The 17,063-nt window shown below is 70.4% G+C and carries 11 protein-coding genes and 1 pseudogene; 10 read left to right on the top strand and 2 right to left on the bottom strand.

Features of this window, described 5'->3' with window-relative positions:
- The first annotated feature begins 3 nt into the window (after positions 1-3).
- The 8 genes and pseudogenes from FSYMDG_RS20830 to FSYMDG_RS20800 all read left to right on the top strand — a co-directional run bounded on the left by FSYMDG_RS20830 (position 4) and on the right by FSYMDG_RS20800 (position 10,000).
- Positions 4-963, top strand: a complete 960-nt coding sequence (locus tag FSYMDG_RS20830; protein WP_013875359.1) for an ABC transporter permease — start codon at positions 4-6, stop codon at positions 961-963.
- Entirely contained in the window at positions 960-1,874 is a 915-nt protein-coding gene (locus FSYMDG_RS20825; RefSeq protein ID WP_013875358.1) for an ABC transporter permease, read from the top strand. The genes FSYMDG_RS20830 and FSYMDG_RS20825 overlap by 4 nt, the downstream gene beginning before the upstream one ends.
- On the top strand, positions 1,871-4,222 hold the full coding sequence (locus tag FSYMDG_RS20820; RefSeq protein WP_013875357.1) for an ABC transporter ATP-binding protein: 2,352 nt from the start codon (positions 1,871-1,873) through the stop codon (positions 4,220-4,222). Before FSYMDG_RS20825 ends, FSYMDG_RS20820 begins: the two co-directional genes overlap by 4 nt.
- Positions 4,219-5,058 carry a DUF427 domain-containing protein gene (locus FSYMDG_RS20815; protein ID WP_013875356.1) on the top strand — a complete coding sequence of 280 codons (840 nt, stop codon included), beginning with the start codon at positions 4,219-4,221 and terminating at the stop codon, positions 5,056-5,058. Before FSYMDG_RS20820 ends, FSYMDG_RS20815 begins: the two co-directional genes overlap by 4 nt.
- 39 nt (positions 5,059-5,097) lie before the next feature.
- A pseudogene (locus FSYMDG_RS29850) lies at positions 5,098-5,415 on the top strand (2-oxoglutarate and iron-dependent oxygenase domain-containing protein); the annotation flags it as partial.
- Positions 5,414-6,259: a 2OG-Fe(II) oxygenase family protein gene (locus tag FSYMDG_RS20810; protein WP_347176521.1), complete on the top strand. Its 846-nt coding sequence runs from the start codon at positions 5,414-5,416 to the stop codon at positions 6,257-6,259. The pseudogene FSYMDG_RS29850 and the gene FSYMDG_RS20810, both read left to right, overlap by 2 nt.
- A 521-nt stretch (positions 6,260-6,780) precedes the next feature.
- On the top strand, positions 6,781-8,643 hold the full coding sequence (locus tag FSYMDG_RS27620) for a serine/threonine-protein kinase (protein ID WP_013875354.1): 1,863 nt from the start codon (positions 6,781-6,783) through the stop codon (positions 8,641-8,643).
- Between the two features lie 688 nt (positions 8,644-9,331).
- A complete protein-coding gene (locus FSYMDG_RS20800; protein ID WP_013875353.1) occupies positions 9,332-10,000 on the top strand; it encodes a TetR/AcrR family transcriptional regulator in 669 nt (222 codons plus the stop codon).
- Between the two features lie 57 nt (positions 10,001-10,057).
- On the opposite strand, the gene FSYMDG_RS20795 is transcribed toward FSYMDG_RS20800, so the two are convergent.
- Positions 10,058-11,206, bottom strand: a complete 1,149-nt coding sequence (locus FSYMDG_RS20795) for an acyl-CoA dehydrogenase family protein (protein WP_013875352.1) — start codon at positions 11,204-11,206, stop codon at positions 10,058-10,060.
- Between the two features lie 855 nt (positions 11,207-12,061).
- Between FSYMDG_RS20795 and FSYMDG_RS20790 the strand changes: the two genes are divergently transcribed.
- Positions 12,062-12,862 carry a phytanoyl-CoA dioxygenase family protein gene (locus FSYMDG_RS20790; protein ID WP_237702897.1) on the top strand — a complete coding sequence of 267 codons (801 nt, stop codon included), beginning with the start codon at positions 12,062-12,064 and terminating at the stop codon, positions 12,860-12,862.
- A 468-nt stretch (positions 12,863-13,330) separates the two neighbouring features.
- Positions 13,331-14,212: an alpha/beta fold hydrolase gene (locus FSYMDG_RS20785; protein WP_237702895.1), complete on the top strand. Its 882-nt coding sequence runs from the start codon at positions 13,331-13,333 to the stop codon at positions 14,210-14,212.
- 65 nt (positions 14,213-14,277) lie between these two features.
- Here the strand turns inward: FSYMDG_RS20785 and FSYMDG_RS20780 are convergent, their stop codons facing one another.
- The gene (locus FSYMDG_RS20780) at positions 14,278-16,773 is read right to left on the bottom strand and encodes a SpoIIE family protein phosphatase (protein WP_157491047.1); all 2,496 of its coding nucleotides are present in this window, start codon (positions 16,771-16,773) and stop codon (positions 14,278-14,280) included.
- Between the last annotated feature and the right edge of the window lie 290 nt (positions 16,774-17,063).

The raw sequence follows: 17,063 nt of genomic DNA, 5'->3' as shown, positions 1-17,063 counted from the left end.
GGCGTGGCGCGGTTCCTGGTCCGACGGCTGCTGGCGATCCCGGTCACGCTGCTGGCGGTCAGCCTGCTGGTGTTCGTCGCGACCGAGCTGATCCCCGGTGACGTCGCCCGGGCCGTGCTCGGCCGGGAGGCGAGCCAGGCGTCCGTGGACGCGCTACGCCACCAGTTGCGGCTGGACCAGCCGCTGCCCACCCGGTACCTGCACTGGCTGGGCGGGTTCGTCACCGGCGACTGGGGACAGTCCTACACGCTCGGGGTGGCGGTCCGGCCACTGACGATGGGCCGGCTGGGCCAGAGCCTGCTGCTGGCCCTGCTCGCCTTCGTGCTGCTCGTGCCGTTCGCGCTGGCGCTCGGCCTCGCCGCGGGGCTGCGGGAGGGGCGTCCGCTCGACCGGGTTCTCAGCGTGACCGGTCTGAGCCTCGGGGCCACGCCGGAGTTCGTCACCGGGGTCGTGCTGTTGGTGGTCTTCAGCGTCCAGCTGCACTGGCTGCCCTCCTCGGCCCAGGCGCCCCCGGGAGCGGGGCTGGCGACCCGGGTGGAACATCTGCTGCTGCCGGCGATCTCGCTGGTCCTGCTGTGTGCCGGCTACGTCGCCCGGCACGTGCGGGCCAGCACCGTCGCGACGCTGTCCAGCCCGTTCATCCGGGCGATGCGGGTGCGCGGGCTGTCCGAGGGGCAGCTCGTGCGCGGGCACGTGCTGCGCAACTGCCTGGTCCCGGCGACGAGTGCGCTCGCCGTCCAGTTGCAGTTCCTGCTCGCCGGGCTGGTCACCGTCGAGCTGCTGTTCGGCTACCAGGGCATCGGCGACCTGCTGCTGACGTCCGCGACCAGCAAGGACGTGCCGACCCTGCAGGCCACCGCGATCGTCCTCGGCGCGGTGGGAATGCTCGTCTACGTGGCCGCGGACGTCGTGTATGCGCTGCTCGACCCGCGGATCCGGCTCGGGAAGGCAGCTCACCGGTGAGCCAGGCGAGCCCGGTGGGCCGGGCAGGCCAGGCAGGGCCGGTGAGCGTCGTCGGCGCCGGGCCACCGTCGGTCGCCGCCGTGGTCCGCGGGCCAGGGGTCGTCCGGAGGCTGGTGCGCCGGCCGTCGTTCGTGGCGGGCGCGGTCCTGCTCCTCGGATGGGCCGTCGTCGCGGCGTTCTGGCCGCATCTCGTCCCCGTCGACCCGATGACCCAGCATCCGGCCGAGCGGTTCCGTTCGCCGGGCTGGGGTCATCTGTTCGGCACCGACCAGTTCGGACGGGACGTGCTGGCGCGGGTGCTGGCCGGTGCCCGTCCCGTGCTGGAGGTCGCTCCGCTGGCGACCGCGGTCGGGGTGGGCGCCGGCAGCCTGCTCGGGCTGGTGTGCGGCGTCCGGCGGGGCCTGCTGGACGAGATCGTCATGCGGGTCGTCGACGTGCTCGCGGTCTTCCCGAGCCTGGTCGGGGCGGTGGTCGTGGTGGCGCTGGTGGGCAGGTCCGCCACCACCCTGGTCGTCGTCATCGGCGTGTTCTTCGCGCCGATCGTGACCCGCAGCGTGCGGGCCGCTGCGCTGGTCGAGCGGGAGAAGCCCTACGTCGAGGCGGCGCGGCTGCGCGGTGAGCCGTTCCCGTCCCTGCTGGGCCGCGAAGTGTTACCCAACGTCGCCGGAACCGTGCTGGTGGAGGCGACGTCCCGGCTCGGTGACGCGGTCTTCGCCGCCGCGACCCTGTCGTTCCTCGGACTCGGCCAGCCGCCGGGCTCCCCGGAATGGGGCGCCTCCGTGGCGGACAACCGGGTCTTCCTCCAGCACGCCTGGTGGACGGTGCTCTTCCCGGCGTTCGCCGTCGCAAGCCTTGTCATCGGCGTCGCCCTGGTCGCGGACAACCTGCGGGAACAGGTGGCGGCGCGGTGAGCGGGCCCGCGATTGGTGGCGCGGTTGACCGCACAGTCGGCAGCACACCGGCAGGCGCGACCGGGCCGGGCACCTCCGAAGGGCTCGTCGTCGACGGGCTGAGCGTGAGCTACCCGGCGTCGGGCGCGCGGGCGGCCGCCGTGGACGGGGTGAGCCTGCGGGTGCGTCCCGGCGAAAGCTACGGGCTGGTGGGGGAGTCCGGTTCCGGCAAGAGCACGCTGGCGGCGGCGCTGGCCGGTGTCCTGCCCGATGGCGGCCGGGTCGAGCACGGCAGCATCCACCTGGACGGCGTCGACGTCGGCGGCCTGCCCGAACGGGACCGGCGCCGGTGGCGGGCGGCCGCGTTCGCCATGGTCCACCAGGGTGCCACCAGCAGTCTGGATCCGACGGTCCGCGTCGGCGCGCAGGTGGCCGAGGCCTGCCGGTTGCAGGGGCTGTCACGCGCCGCAGCCCGCGGGCGGGCGCTGGAGCTGCTGGCTGCGGTGCGCCTGCCGGAGCCGGCCGTGATCGCGCGGCGGTGGCCGCACCAGCTGTCGGGTGGGCAGCAGCAGCGGGTCGGCATCGCGGCGGCGCTCGCGTCGCGTCCGCGGCTGCTCGTCCTCGACGAGCCGACCACCGGCCTGGACGCGGCGGTGGCACGCGAGATTCTCGATCTTCTGCAGGTGTTGCGGCAGGAGATCAGCGCGGCCGTCGTGCTCATCAGCCATGACCTTGCGCTTGTCGCGCGCCGTTGTGACCGGATGGGAGTTCTCTACGCGGGATGCCTGGTCGAGGAGGGCCGGGCGGCCGATCTGCTCACCGCGCCGCGGCACCCCTACACCGCCGGCCTTGTCGCGGCAGCCCCCGCGGTCGGGGTCACCCGCCGGGAACGCCGGCTGCTGGCGATCGCGGGCCAGCCGCCGGCTCCCACCGAACGTCCGGGCGGCTGCACGTTCGCGGACCGCTGTGCGCTCGTCGACCAGACCTGCCGCACCCGGGAGCCACCGCTCGCCCCTGTCCCTCCTCTTCCTGCCGTCCCCGTCCCTGCCGCCGTCTCTGCTCCTGCCGCCGTCGTCCCGCCGGACAGGCTCGCGGGCCCGGGCCGGCGACCGGACGCGTATCCGGACGAGCACACAGTGCGCTGTCACCACAGTGACCGGACGACGCCGCACCTTCCCGCGCAGGCCACGGAAGTGGATGACGCGGGTCCGGGGCCAGGTCCGGGGCCAGGCCTAGGCCCGGCCCCGGACCCGCGGCCGGGCCTGCTGTCCGTGCGGGGGCTGTCCCGCGGCTACGGTCGGACGCCGGTGCTGGACGGGATCGATCTCGACATCGGCTACGGCGAGGTGCTCGGGCTCGTCGGCGAGTCCGGCAGCGGCAAGACCACCCTCGCCCGGGCGCTGGTGGGTCTCGGGCCCGACGGCCCGGGCGAACTCCGGCTCGCCGGGCGCCTCCTGCCGGCGCGGCTGTCGCGTCGGTCCGCCGAGGACCGCCGCCGGGTGCAGATGGTCTTCCAGGATCCCGACACCACCCTCAACCCGCGACACTCCGTGTCCACCGTGCTGCGCCGGGCGTTGGTGACGCTGCGAGGATCGGGCACGGTCACCGACCTTGCCGGCCGGGTCCAGCTCGGCCCTAGCCTCCTGCCGTTGCGGACCGCCCGGCTGTCCGGCGGGCAGAAACAGCGGGTGGCCATCGGCCGGGCCTTCGCCGGCGAACCCGAACTGGTCGTCTGCGACGAACCGGTGTCAGCGCTGGACGTGAGCGTTCAGGCCGTTGTGCTGGAGCTGCTGGCGGCCGCGCGGGACACCGGCGGCGTCTCCTACCTGTTCATCTCCCACGACCTGGCCGTGGTGGGCTACCTGGCGGACCGGTTGGCCGTCCTGTACCAGGGGCAGATTGCCGAGGTCGGTCCCACCTCCGCCGTGCTGTCCGGCCCGCACCATCCGTACACCGACAGTCTGACCGGGGACGGTGTGCCGGGCCAGGTGTCTGGCCGTCCGGATTCGGCGGGGCGGGTCGGCTGCCGGTTCGCCTGGACCTGCCCCCACCGGCTGGACGGCCTGTGTGATCGGGTGGCTCCTCCCGTCCGGCTGCTGTCCGGGCCGGTCGGAGCGCCTGCACACACGGTGCGTTGCCACCTCGAGCTGTCTGATCTGCCCAGGGCCGCGTCGACACCGCTCGCCGGGTCAGGTACGCGGGTTACGCGGGTAATGCCAGCCGCGGCAGGAGAGAGCGTGACGTCCGGACGCCCTGTCGCCGCGGAGACGTCGGCGAGCCCGGCCAGCACCGGCACCGACGCCAGCACCAGCACCGACGCAGGCACCGACACAACGACATTGACAAACGGAAAGGGAGTCCGGACATGAGCGGCACGACATCGACCGGAACATCAACCGGTTCCATCGCGACCGAGACAGGTGAGCGGGATCCTTTCTCGCCGCGGCCGCGCGACCTGCGCCCCGTGCGGACCGAGCCGAACGGCCGGCGGATCCGGGTGTTCTTCAACGGGCAGGTGATCGCGGACAGCATCCGGACGCTGTACGTCTTCGAGACCGGGCACCTGCCGGTGTACTACTTCCCGCGCGCGGACGTCCGGTTCGACCTGCTCACCCCCACCGACCACCACACGCGCTGCCCGCGCAAGGGCGACGCGTCCTATTTCACCATCACCGTCGGTGATCGCAGCGCCGAGAACGCGGTCTGGGCCTACCCGGATCCGATCCCCGACGTGGCCGAGCTCGCCGACCACGTCGCCTTCTACTGGGACAGCGCCGACGCCTGGTACGAGGAGGACGAGGAGGTCTTCGTCCACCCCCGCGACCCCTACAAGCGTGTCGACGCGCTGCCCTCGTCGCGGCACGTCGAGGTCCGCGTCGGCGGCGAGCTGTTGGCCGACACCCACCATCCGACCCTGCTCTTCGAGACCGGGCTGCCGATCCGTTACTACCTGCCCAAGCTCGACGTGCGATGGGACCGGCTGACACCGGCACCGACCCGCACCCGCTGCCCGTACAAGGGCGAAGCGCGGTACTGGTCCTACGAGGGACCGGACGGTACGCGGATCGACGACATCGCGTGGAGCTACGCCGAATCCGTTCCAGAGATCCCGAAGATCGCTGGTCTTGTCGCGTTCTTCAACGAGCGGGTCGACCTGACCGTGGACGGTGTCCGCCAGCCGCGCCCCGGCACGCCCTGGTCCTGACCGGAGTATCGGCCCCGCACTTCACATATCTGTCCAGATATGTTCGTATCCGTCCATATCTGTTCTTATTCATCCCACGGTCCGTTCGCGCCTCGTCCTGAAAATTCGCTCCCGCTCCCGACATCCCGGCACCGCAATCCCCGAGACATCCCCGGAGGGACATCCGCCATGAGCGACACGATTCCCGTCATCGACTTTCAGGCGGCCCTCGCCGAGGACGCCCCCGCCGACCTGCTGCGGCGGATCCGCGACGCGGCCGAGAGCATCGGACTGATCCAGGTGGTCAACCACGGCGTCCCGCTGGAACTGATCGAGGACTTCGAGCGGCGGATCGGGCGCATCCTGCGGCTGCCCCATGCCGAAAAGGCCTCGCTCGCCAGCCCCACCGGGCATCCCTACCGCGGCTGGCGCCAGTGGCCCGACGACTTCGGCCGCCTGGAGCTCGAGCGGTACTCGATCGCCCAGTTCGACAACCCGGCCGACGCCACCGCGGCCGGAGTCGGCCGGCGCTGGCTCGGGCTCTACGAGGATGCCAACGTCTGGCCGTCGCAGGACCGCGACCTGCGCGAGGTCGCCTTCGCCTACACCGACGCGGCCGTCGGCCTGGCCCGCCGCGCGCTGGGCCTGTACGAGCGCATCCTCGGCCTGCCCGCCAGCAGCTTCCCGCACGACGAGCCCCCCCTACACCAGCTTCGTCGTCAACGACTACCCGACCTGGACCTACCCGGACACCGCCTCCGACGAGGACAAGCTCCTGCTGCTGGAACACACGGACACCTCGGCCGTGACGATCCTGCACCAGAGCGGTGACTACGCCGGGCTGCAGGCGCAGCTACCCGACGGAAGCTGGATCCCGGTGCCTGTCGTGCCCGGAGCGCTGCAGCTGTTCTCGGGGACGATCCTCACCCGCTGGACCAACGGCCGGCTACGTCCCGTCCGCCACCGGGTCGTGGCGGGCGGCACGGTGACCCGGCGGTCTATCGGGATCTTCTACCATCCGAGTCTCGACACCGTGCTCGAGCCGTTGCCGGCGTTCGTCGGCGCGGACGGCACCGACTTCGAACCGGTGGTGCTGGGTGAACTCGCCGAGAACGTGGTCGAGGACTACATGAGGACCTACGGCCGTCCTGATCAGGTGGCGGCCCGGCGGGAGGGCCGGCCGTACGTCTCCGAGCTGGCGGAAACCTCGGCCGGACGCTGAACCACCCACCCGACCGAACATCTGTCAGACACGGCCTGGTCGGTGACGCGGGTGAAGGCGTTCCGCGGGTCGGCGTAGGCGTGCATCCGCACCACGAGGCCGTCGCGCGGGTGTACACGTCGGCGGCGTCGGCCGTGGCCGTGGCCGACGCCGTGGCCGTGGCCACCGCCGCCGACTAGGCGGCCGGAGACGTGAGGGAGGACCACCAGGTCGTCGCCTTCCCCACGGCGGAACTCGCATCCCTGTGTCGCGGCACCGGCCTGATCCGTACGCCACCCCCCGACGAACAGCGAGCCAACGACGAGTTGCATGCATTCGTCGATCGCTCGAGCAGGTCAGGCCCGATGGGATCGGGGGGCGAACGGAACCGAGAGGGCGTTGCTTCCGGTCTGTCGGGCCAGCGACCTTCTACTCGTCATGCAACGTCGCGCGGCTAGAATCGCAACAGCTTGTGCGGAGGATATGAACGTTTTCGTGATGGTGGGCGGTAGTTGGTGCCGTCCGGGGGTGGACGCCGAGCTGTGATCGTTGACCGTACGCGGATAGGTGCCGCGCTGCCCGCCTACGAGCTGGGAGACCAACTCGGTACCGGCGCGTTCGGGCTGGTGATCGCGGGCCGGCACCGCCGGCTGGACAGGCCCGTGGCCATCAAGGTGCTGGCCGCGGCCCAGGAGGGCGCGGGCACCGATTTCGCCGCCGAGGCGCGGCTGCTCGCCGGTATCGACCATCCGCATGTGGTCCGGGTCTACGACTACGTCGAGACCGTGGACCTACATCTGATCATCATGGAGCTGCTGGGCGGGGGGACGCTGACCCGCCGCCGGGTGGGCCTGCCGCCCGAGGACGCCTGCGCGGTCGGGCTGGCCGTGGCTGCGGCGTTGTCCTGCGCGCACGGCCAGGGGATGCTGCACCGCGACATCAAGGCCGACAACATGCTCTTCGACACCACGGGCCTGCTGAAGGTCACCGACTTCGGGATCGCGAAGATCGTCGAAGGGACGGCGGCCACCGCCAGCGCGCTCGTGGGCACCCCCGCCTACATGGCCCCCGAACAGATCACCGGTGGTCGGCTGGGGCCGGCCACCGACCTGTACGCGCTGGGGATCGTGCTCTACCAGCTACTGGCCGGCGTGGCGCCGTTCGACCCGAAGCTGCCGGTGCGCGCGCTGTGGCAGCAGCACCTCGACCTCGTCCCCGCGCCGCCGGCGGGGACGCCCGCCCCGGTCGCGGATGTGGTCCTGCGCGCCCTGGCCAAGGACCCGGCCGACCGTCAGCCCTCCGCCCACGCCTTCGCCCTCGAGCTGGCCCATGCCGCCGCCGACGCCTACGGCCCGGACTGGACCGCCCGCTCCAGCATCCGGCTGCGCCTCGACGACGACGTCCGTCAGGCCGCCGGCCACGTTCCGGCGCCCGGCGAACGGGTGCCGCCGACGGCCAGGTACGTACCCACGGCACCACCGCCACCGGCCGACGCTTTCAGGCCCTCAGCGCCACCCCCGCCGGCTGATGCCTTCAGGCCCGCGCCACCGCCGCCGGCTGATGCCTTCAACAAGCAGGAACCACCCCCCTACCAGGACCGTGGCCATGAGCCGAGCCTGGGAGCCGACCGTGGCACCGATACGGGCACGGGCAGTGGCACGGGCCATGGCGCGCAGCCGCCCTGGCTGCATCAGGCACAGCCGCCCTGGCCGGGCACGCTGCCTCTCCAGTCGCCGGCCGCGCCCGGTGACGGCGGCCGGGGCCGGGGACCTCGACGTCGGCTGTGGTGGGCGTTCGCCACCGCTCTCCTGCTTGCAGCCGCCATCGCCGCGGTTGTTTCCCTCACCACCCTCACCGATAGCGACGAAACCTCGTCGGCGTCCGGAGGAACGGTAGCCGTTTGGCCCAGCCCGACCGTCTCATCGGCCTCATCAGGTTCATCGGCCTCATCAGGTTCGTTGATTTCGTCGGATTCAGATGTTTCATCGGTTTCGTCAGCCTCGCCGGCTTCGGGCGGTGCCGCCTCCGGAGCCGCCGGGGGCACCAGTTCGTCAGCGGCCTCCGGGGTGAAGCCGTGGTCCGAGACGAACGCGGTGCTGACCGCGACGGACGGCGTGGCCACCTCGGTACGGGCCGAAACGCTGTCCTACTGCATTTCCGTGGGGCACGGCATCACACTGTCCAGCGGACAGGACATCCCGTTCGAGAAAATGAAAAGCATAGAGGTGCTGCGCTCGGACGAGCAGTTCACCCCGAACGGCAAGGCCGACCTGGTCGTCACCCTGCTCACCGGCCAGACGGCGCGGGGTGGCATCGGAACCGGCTGCGATTTCTTCGGCACCAACGACCTGGGCCGTTTCAGCATCTATCCGAACCGCCTGAAGCGAATAGACTTCCAGCGTTAAGAGTGCGGAAGGCCGCGGACGACGTCCGCGGCCTTCCGCACGGAACATGATTCGGACGAGTTTGTCGTTCGGTACGTTTTTCGGCCCGGTTGACGTGCACGACAACAGCCATACGCCGATCTTGCCTGCTGTCCGCCAGCGGACGTTGTCGCCGGTGCGGCTGTTGATGGTCAATTGATCGTTGCTCCGTGTGTCCGGCGGAGGGCGGGGGCTGCCTGCCCGATCCGGGACGGCCAACCGAGTTACGGCCTCGGGGCGGAGCCGGCGGGCGAGGGGGCTCCTGACACCCCGGCCCGCCGCTGGAGGCGGCCCGCCGGGCGGCCACGATCTCCCTGTGCCCTGTGCCCTGTGCCCTGTGCCCTGTGCCCTGTGCCCTGTGCCCTGTGCCCTGTGCCCTGTGCCCTGTGCCCTGTGCCCTGTGCCCTGTGCCCTGTGCCCTGTGCCCTGTGCCCTGTGCCCTGTGCCCTGTGCCCTGTGCCCTGTGCCCTGTGCCCTGTGCCCTGTGCCCTGTGCCCTGTGCCCTGTGCCCTGTGCCCTGTGCCCTGTGCCCTGTGCCCTGTGCCCTGTGCCCTGTGCCCTGTGCCCTGTGCCCTGTGCCCTGTGCCCTGTGCCCTGTGCCCTGTGCCCTGTGCCCTGTGTTGCCGCGTCGGGCCGCCGTGTCCGCTGGGCCGGTAACGTTGTACTGGTCATGACCGTGTCCCTTGACGGCCATCCGTGGCCGAGTTCCGGCAGCCGCCGTACGTCTCGGCAGTCCGACCTGTTCGACCGGCTCGTCGAGATTTTCCTGCGTGAGGGGTTCGCGCACTTCACACTTGCTGATCTTGCCGCGCGGCTGCGTTGCTCGAAGTCGAGTCTCTATGCGCTGGCGCACAGCAAGGAGCAGCTTGCTGTCGCGGTCGTCGTCCACTTCTTCCGTACCGCCGCGGCCGAGGTGGAGCGGCGGGTGGCCGGGGTCACGGATCCTGGTGCGCGGGTCGGTACCTATCTGGCGGCCGTGGCGGAGGAGCTGAAACCGGCGTCCGAGGCCTTCCGGCGGGATCTCGCGGCCTTCCCACCGGCCCGTGACGTCTACGAGCTCAACACGCGGATCGCGGCGGCGCGGATCCGTACGCTCGTCGCCGAAGGGGTGGCTGACGGGGCCTTCCGCGATGTGCACGCGTCCTTTGTCGGGCACGTGGCGACTCTTGCCATGGTTGCCATTCAGCAGGGTGAGGTCGCGGGTGTCACGGGCCTTTCCGATGCCGACGCCTACGCTGAGCTGGCGAAACTGCTGCTGCACGGGATCGTCCGGGATACGGGTACGGGTACGGATGCCGCCGGACGGCCTGGCCAAACGGCCAACGGCCTGTCCGGCTGACGGTGCGGAGGGATGGCGGCCCGCCGGGGCACGTGCGCCGGGCCGGGGTAAGGCGGGTCAGGAGCGGGCGAGGTGCCGGCTGATGACCAGCCGCTGGATCTGGTTGGTGCCTTCGAAGATCTGCATGACCTTGGCTTCGCGCATGTACCGTTCGACCGGATAGTCGTGGGTGTAGCCGGCACCGCCGAACACCTGGACGGCGTCCTCGGTGACTTTCATGGCGGCGTCGGTGGCGACCAGTTTGGCGATGCTGGCCTGGCGGGAGAACGGTAGCCCGGCGTCGCGGCGGCGGGCGGCGGCGAGCGTGGTGGCGCGTGCCGACTCCACGGCGGCGGCCATGTCGGCGAGCAGGAAACCGAGCCCCTGGTGCTCGATGATCGGTTTGCCGAAGCTCGTGCGCTGCCGGGCGTAGGCGACCGCGTCGTCGAGGGCACGCTGGGCCAGGCCGACGGCGGTGGCGGCGATCCCGAGGCGGCCGGAGTCCAGTGCGGACAGGGCGATCGACAGCCCCTGCCCGGGCTGCCCGACCAGTCGGTCGGCGGGCAGCCGGACGTCGGAGAAGTTCACGATGGCGGTGGGGGAGCCTCGCAGCCCCATCTTCCTCTCCGGTGGCTGGGTGGTCAGGCCGTCGCTCGTGGCGTCGGCGACGAAGCAGGAGATGCCGCTGGAGCGGTCGTCGGAGGTGCGGGCGAAGACGGTGTAGAAGTCCGCCGCCCCGCCGTGGGTGACCCACGCCTTGGTCCCGGCCAGCAGGAAACCGCCGTCCGTGGTGGCGGTCGCGCGGGTGCGCATCGCGCTCGGGTCCGAGCCGGCGTGCGTCTCGGACAGGCAGTAGGCGCCGAGCAGGTCGCCGCCAAGCAGCCGCGGGAGCAGGGTCTCACGTTGCGCCGGGCTGCCGGCGATGGCCAGCGGGTAGCAGGACAGCGCGTGCACGCTGATGCCGACGGCGACCGCCGCCCACCGGTAGGCGATCTCCTCCAGGACCTGCAGGTACACCTCGAATGGCTGGCCGCCGCCACCGACCTCCTCGGGGTAGGGCAGGCTGAGCAGCCCGGCCTGGCCCAGGACCGTGAACGCGTCACGAGGGAACCGGCCGGCTTCCTCCCACTCCACCACCCGCGGCTCGAGTTCCTTCTCCGCGATCGTGCTGGCGAGTTCGACCAGCTCACGCGCCTCGTCCGAGGGAAGTAGACGTTCCGCGGGCATCCGGACCTCCTTGACTGACTCGGAGAGTCGATACTCGAAGTCGTACCAGGGTACTGCTTCATTCCTTTTCAGCAGGTGGGTTCGGTTGCCACGGCCACTCGGAACGCGTGTCGGGAGGCGTGGAGCGTCCATGAGGCCCTGGGCGGTCGCGCCGGGCCCGCCGGTGTGACCAGGCCGGGCCGGCCAGGGAAGCCAGGCGGTACGACCAGGTCAACTTTTCTGATCATGTCAGGAGGTGTCGGGGCCGGGCCGGAGGCTGACGGCGTCGGCCGCCATCGAACTGAGCGGACCGCGCCTGCCGCCGACGTAGCCGTAGAACGTCGAGCGAGAAATACCAGCTCCGGTGCGGTCCTCTCGACGCTGAGATCCCGTGGGAGCCGCCGGAGCCGATCATCAAGGTGGGAGTCCAGCTTATGATCGTTCGGTGGATGAATCAGGAGCGCCGGCGTCGGCGGTGCCGATCCGATGTTCTTGCTGTGCAGATGATGCCGGTGCCGTCATGGCATAACACCCACCGCCGCTGACCTGCGGTTACAGGTCGGTTTCGTCCAGATTCCCTAATTCGGGCGTTGTGCCGCGCCACATCCACTAAAATCATGGGGTTCGCTGTCGTGCTCGTCACCGTGAGAAAGGTCAGGATCAGGCGTGGGGGAACTCGCCATTGTCACCGGTGCTTCGCCGGATTCGTCAGGTATCTCTGAGGTGAATTATATCAACCAGGCAGGTGGCCGGAATTCTGCGCCGTTGGATCCGGTTGTCCGCGGTGTATACGACAGGTTGCGGCAGACGCCGGCCGCCGCGAAACAACTGACTTCCAACGGACTGTCGATCCCATTTGACGGCGACCGTTTCACGTTGCTGCGCGACAGCGCCCCGCTGCTGCCCGATCCGGCCGCGCTCCGACGCCGGTTCCACGAGGACGGCTACCTGCACCTGCGCGGTGCGCTCGATCCGGACGAGGTCCGCGCGTTACGGGCCGACTACTTCTCCCGGTTCGACCCGGTCTACCTGAGGCCCGGGACCGACCCGGTCCACGGTGTTTTCTCCGGGCAACTGCCGCCGGACCTTCCACCGCACGGCTGGCCGGGTCATCCGGCCCACAGCTTCGTCCGTTCGGCGGCTTTCACCCGGTTCATAGAGAATCCGAGACTGCTGCGCCTGGCCGAGACACTGCTGGAGGCCCCCGCGCTTCTGCTGCCGCGGCGTATCGTCCGGCATTTCCACCGTGGGTCGCCCACCGCGACCCGCGCCCACGTCGACTTCGACTACCTCGATGCGGGTTCCGACCGCCTGGTGACGATGTGGATACCGCTGGGTGACTGCTCGGTCGAGACCGGCGGCATGGTCTACCTGGAGGGGTCGCACCGTCTCGGTCATGAAAAACTGGCACCCCTGCGTGAGGTGACGGACCGTCCGGGCGATCCCCGGCCGATCAGTCACGACCTCTTCTGGGTCTCCAGCCAGCTGGGCCTGCGATGGATGCACGTCGTCAGCAGGGCTGGCGACATCACCCTGCACAACTCGCACCTCATCCACGCGTCCCTGGACGTCACAGGAGATGTGATGCGGCTGTCCACCGATCTGCGCTTCGCCCGTCGTGACGACGCCATCGACCACCGCTGGACGATCCCCTGGTCGGGCGACGACGGGAACTGAGAATTCCGCCTCCTCCTTATATCGCTCCTCATATCGCTCCCCGCATCGGCTCGGGCCGGCCGGCCCGAGCCGATGCGGGGAGCGGCGCGTATGCGGCCCGTCCCGCCGATGTGGCGCGGGTGTCGAACCGGCTGTCGCGGCCGCGGCGAACAACGATGTTTTCGCCGGCCCGGCCCGAACGTCGGAACAGCCGCCGGCGACGGATTCGAAGCGGAGACGACTCAGCATGGAGCGGTGGTTCTGCCGGGTGTACGGAAAAATCCCGAGAAGGTCGTTCCCCGCATATCGACGCATATCGGAGCCGGCCTCGCCCGCTGGTCACGGAGATGCTGAACAGTATCCTGATGACGTCAGCACGGACCGACGTGCACGGATAGGAGATGCGGCGTGCAGAACGACCCACGATCGATTTCGTCCGCGGGAGACGCGCCGGATCGTGCCGGGGCTGCCACCGACACCGATATTCCGGTGACAGTACGCATTCCCGCTGACGGGATCGAGTTGGTCGGTGACGCCTACGGCAACCCGGCCGCCGCCCCGGTGCTGCTCCTGCACGGCGGTGGCCAGACCCGCCATTCCTGGGGCACGACCGCCCGCATGCTCGCCCGTGACGGCTGGTACGCGCTCGCCATCGATCTACGTGGGCATGGCGACAGCGGCTGGTCCCCCGACGGGATCTACCCCCTCGGCCGGTTCGCCGCCGATGTCGTGGCGGCCGTGCGGTGGACCGGGCGGGTGCCCGTGCTCATCGGGGCATCCCTCGGTGGCATTGCCTCGCTGGCGGCTCTCAGGCAGCATCCCGATCTTGCGGCTGGTGTCGTCCTTGTCGACGTCTCACCGTTCCTGCAGGCCGCCGGTACGAATCGCATCCGCGAGTTCATGACAGCCAGGCCGGAGGGCTACAGCTCCCTGGACGAAGTCGCCGACGCAGTCGCGGCCTATCTTCCGAACCGGCCCCGACCGCGCAACATCAGCGGCCTGCGCAAGAACCTCCGTCGGGTCGACGGTCGGTGGTTCTGGCACTGGGATCCCGCTTTTCTGCGTGATACCAGCAGCCAGCTGTCCCAGCGCGAGCACGTAATCACGTCCGGGCTCGCGGAGGCGGCCGCCTCGCTGCGGATCCCGACCCTGCTCGTGCGTGGTGGCCAGTCGGACGTGCTGAGCGTCGACGATGCCCGTCGTTTCCTTGAGCTGGTTCCCCACGCCGAATATGCCGACGTGGCCGGAGCCCATCACATGGTCACCGGTGACGACAACTCGGTTTTCGACCAGGCGGTACGCGACTTTTTCGACCGGCGCGTCCGTCCCCGTCAACGTCTCGGCCTCGACACGGCCCCGCCGTCGTTGTGACGGGTCCACCGGCATTCATCAGCTGATCGCCCGGCCCCGCGGCGTGCCATGGGCACCGCGCGGTGTCAGATGAGTTGTTCGGCCCAGATGGTTTTGCCGGTGCGGTTGTAGCGGGTGCCCCAGTGGTGGGTGAGCTGGGCGATGAGGAACAGGCCGCGGCCGTTTTCGTCGAGGGTGCGGGCGCGGCGGAGGTGGGGGGCGGTGTTGCTGGTGTCGGAGACTTCGCAGATGAGGGTGCCGCGGTCGCGGATGAGGCGGAGGTGGATGGGGCCGGTGGTGTGGCGGATGGCGTTGGTGACCAGTTCGCTGACGACGAGGGTGGTGGTGGGGATGGCGTCGGGGAGGTTCCAGGTGGTGAGTTGGTTGGTGGTGTGGGTGCGGGCGTAGGCGACGACGGCGGGGTCGGAGGGTAGGTCCCAGGAGGCGACCTGGCCGGTGGTGAGGGTGTGGGTGCGGGCGAGCAGGACGGCGATGTCGTCGTCGGCGGGCCGGTCGGGCAGCAGGGTCTTGAGAATGTGATCACACGTGGCCTCGAGAGTAGGGGCCGGTGTGGACAGGGCGTGGCGGAGCATGTCGAGGCCGGTGTCGATGTCGCGGTCGCGGGATTCGATCAGGCCGTCGGTGTAGAGGGCGAGCAGGCTGCCGTCGGGGAGGTGGTGGTCGGTGGCTTCGAAGGGGAGGCCGCCGAGGCCGAGGGGGGGTCCGGGGGGGATGTCGAGGTAGGTGACGGTGCCGTCGGGGGTGACGAGGGCGGGTGGGGGGTGGCCGGCGCTGGCGATGGTGGCGTGGCCGGTGGTGGGGTCGTAGACGGCGTAGAGGCAGGTCGCGCCGAGATCGCCGCTGCCGGGATCTCGATCGGTGGTCAGCCGGGTGATGACGTCGTCGAGCCGGGTGAGCAGCTCGTCGGGGGTGGGATCGGCGTCGGCGAGGGTGCGCACGGCGGTGCGCAGCCGGCCCATGGTGGCGGCGGCGTGGATGCCGTGGCCGACGACGTCGCCGACGACGAGGGCGACGCGGGCGCCGGAGAGCGGGATGACGTCGTACCAGTCGCCGCCGACGCCGGCCTGGGCGCCGGCGGGCAGGTAACGGGAGGCGACGTCCACGGCGGCCGGGCGGGGGAGATCATGGGGGAGGAGGCTGTGCTGGAGGGTGAGGGCGGTGGTGCGTTCGCGGGTGTAGCGGCGGGCGTTGTCGAGACAGACGGCGGTGTGGGTGGCGAGCTCGTCGGCGAGCAGAAGATCGTCGGAGGTGAAGGGGGCGGGGTGGTGGTGGCGGGTGAGGACGGCGGCCCCGAGCGTGGTGCCTCGGGCCCGCAGCGGAACGATCATGACGGAGTGGGGGGCGGTGGTACCTGGGATCCAGGTGGTCGGGATCCAGGTGGTGAAGGCGGGATCGGGGAGCGGGCAGATGGCGGGCCGGCCGGTGGTGAGGGCATGGGCGAGAGGAGAGCCGGCGGGGTAGGTGGTGGTATGGCCGAGGGGGGCGGTCGGACCGGTGGGGAGGGTGGCGGCGTAGCCGATACAGCGCAGGGGGAACGGGGCGCTGAGCGGGCCAGGAGTGGGTTCGCTGCCGCGGTAGACGGTGTCGAGGAGGGTGACGCTGATCTGGTCGGCGAAGCGGGGGACGGTGATGTCGGCGAACTCCTGGGCGGTGCGGTCGACCTCGAGGGCGCTGCCGATGGCGGTGGTGGCCTCGTTGAGCAGGGTCAGGCGTTGCTGGGCCCAGTACTGTTCGCTGATGTCGATGGCGGCGGTGAACACGCCGTGGATCCGGCCGGCGGGGTCGCGGACCGGGGAGGTGCGGACCGCCCAGGCGCGTTTGCGGGTCTCGCCCTGCGCGCGGCTGAAGCTTTCGTGGCGGGCGGATCGGCCGGTGGCCATCACGTGGCGGAGATGGTCCCAGGTTGCCTGGTAGGCGGGGTGGGGTAAGGCGTCCATCAGCCGGTGGCCGCGCAGGTCGGTGTCGGTGTTACCGATCATGCGGGTGGTTTCGGTGTTCAGCCGGCGGATCCGCATCTCGGTGTCGACGAGCGACAGGCCGATCGGTGCCTGCATGAACGCCCAGTCGATCAGAGGCCGGTCGTCCACCGGTGTCTCCCCCGCTTCCCGCGGCTCCCGCGGGTCGCATGCCTGCCTGTCATGACACGCCTGCCTGTCATGAGAGGCCGAGGAAGGAGCCCGGACGGGTGCGAGGCCGGTGTGGAGCACGGCCAAGTACCACAGGGTGACAGCACCGGCGGCGTCCAGGAGGGGATAGGCGCGAATCCCCAGCGGGAGGATACGGCCGTCATGGTGACAAACGGTGACCAGTCCTTGCCAGCCCTGCCCGTGCGCGACAGCATGCCGGGCCGGCGGCGGCAGCGCATCGGCGAGCAGTGTGCCCACGGCCGTCCCGATGACCTCCGCCGGGGTGTAGCCCAGGAGTTGGTATGCGCTCTCGCTCCAGCCTGTCACGATCCCGTGCGCGTCCACCGCGGCTGTCACGCTGCCCCCTGCCAGGTGGACGTCCGAGCACCCCGCCAGCCGGTCGAGCGGTCGCTCATCGGACCGGTCAGCCGGCATGTCGGTACACGGTCTGTCACCGTTCATCGGATCCCGCCTTCGCATGAGGCCGTGGACGAACCGGCATCGTCTACACCCTACTTACCTCCTCATCGCCTTTTCATTTCCGTTTCCGGGCCTTCTTACCACCTGGTTCGCAGGTTCGGGCGCCCGCGATTCCGCGCGCTGACCAGCATCACCGGCATGGTTCGTGCACTTTCGCGCGTCGTCCCGCAACATGGCGTTTGACGGTCACGTAATGTGCCATTACCGCCACCAGGTGGTCGGCCGCTTTCGATGGACATATCAGG

Source organism: Candidatus Protofrankia datiscae, from assembly GCF_000177615.2.
Taxonomy (GTDB): domain Bacteria; phylum Actinomycetota; class Actinomycetes; order Frankiales; family Frankiaceae; genus Protofrankia; species Protofrankia coriariae.
The sequence above is the reverse complement of the archived record's forward strand: the minus strand, read 5'-3'. Positions and strand labels throughout refer to the sequence as shown.

Bases quoted from the DNA above. Each gene is read 5' to 3' on its own strand.
- FSYMDG_RS20815 (WP_013875356.1), top strand. From the start codon at position 4,219: ATGAGCGGCACGACATCGACCGGAACATCAACCGGTTCCATCGCGACC.
- FSYMDG_RS20810 (WP_347176521.1), top strand. From the start codon at position 5,414: ATGCCGAAAAGGCCTCGCTCGCCAGCCCCACCGGGCATCCCTACCGCG.
- FSYMDG_RS20795 (WP_013875352.1), bottom strand. From the start codon at position 11,206: ATGCCCGCGGAACGTCTACTTCCCTCGGACGAGGCGCGTGAGCTGGTC.
- FSYMDG_RS20800 (WP_013875353.1), top strand. From the start codon at position 9,332: ATGACCGTGTCCCTTGACGGCCATCCGTGGCCGAGTTCCGGCAGCCGC.
- FSYMDG_RS20780 (WP_157491047.1), bottom strand. From the start codon at position 16,773: ATGCCGGCTGACCGGTCCGATGAGCGACCGCTCGACCGGCTGGCGGGG.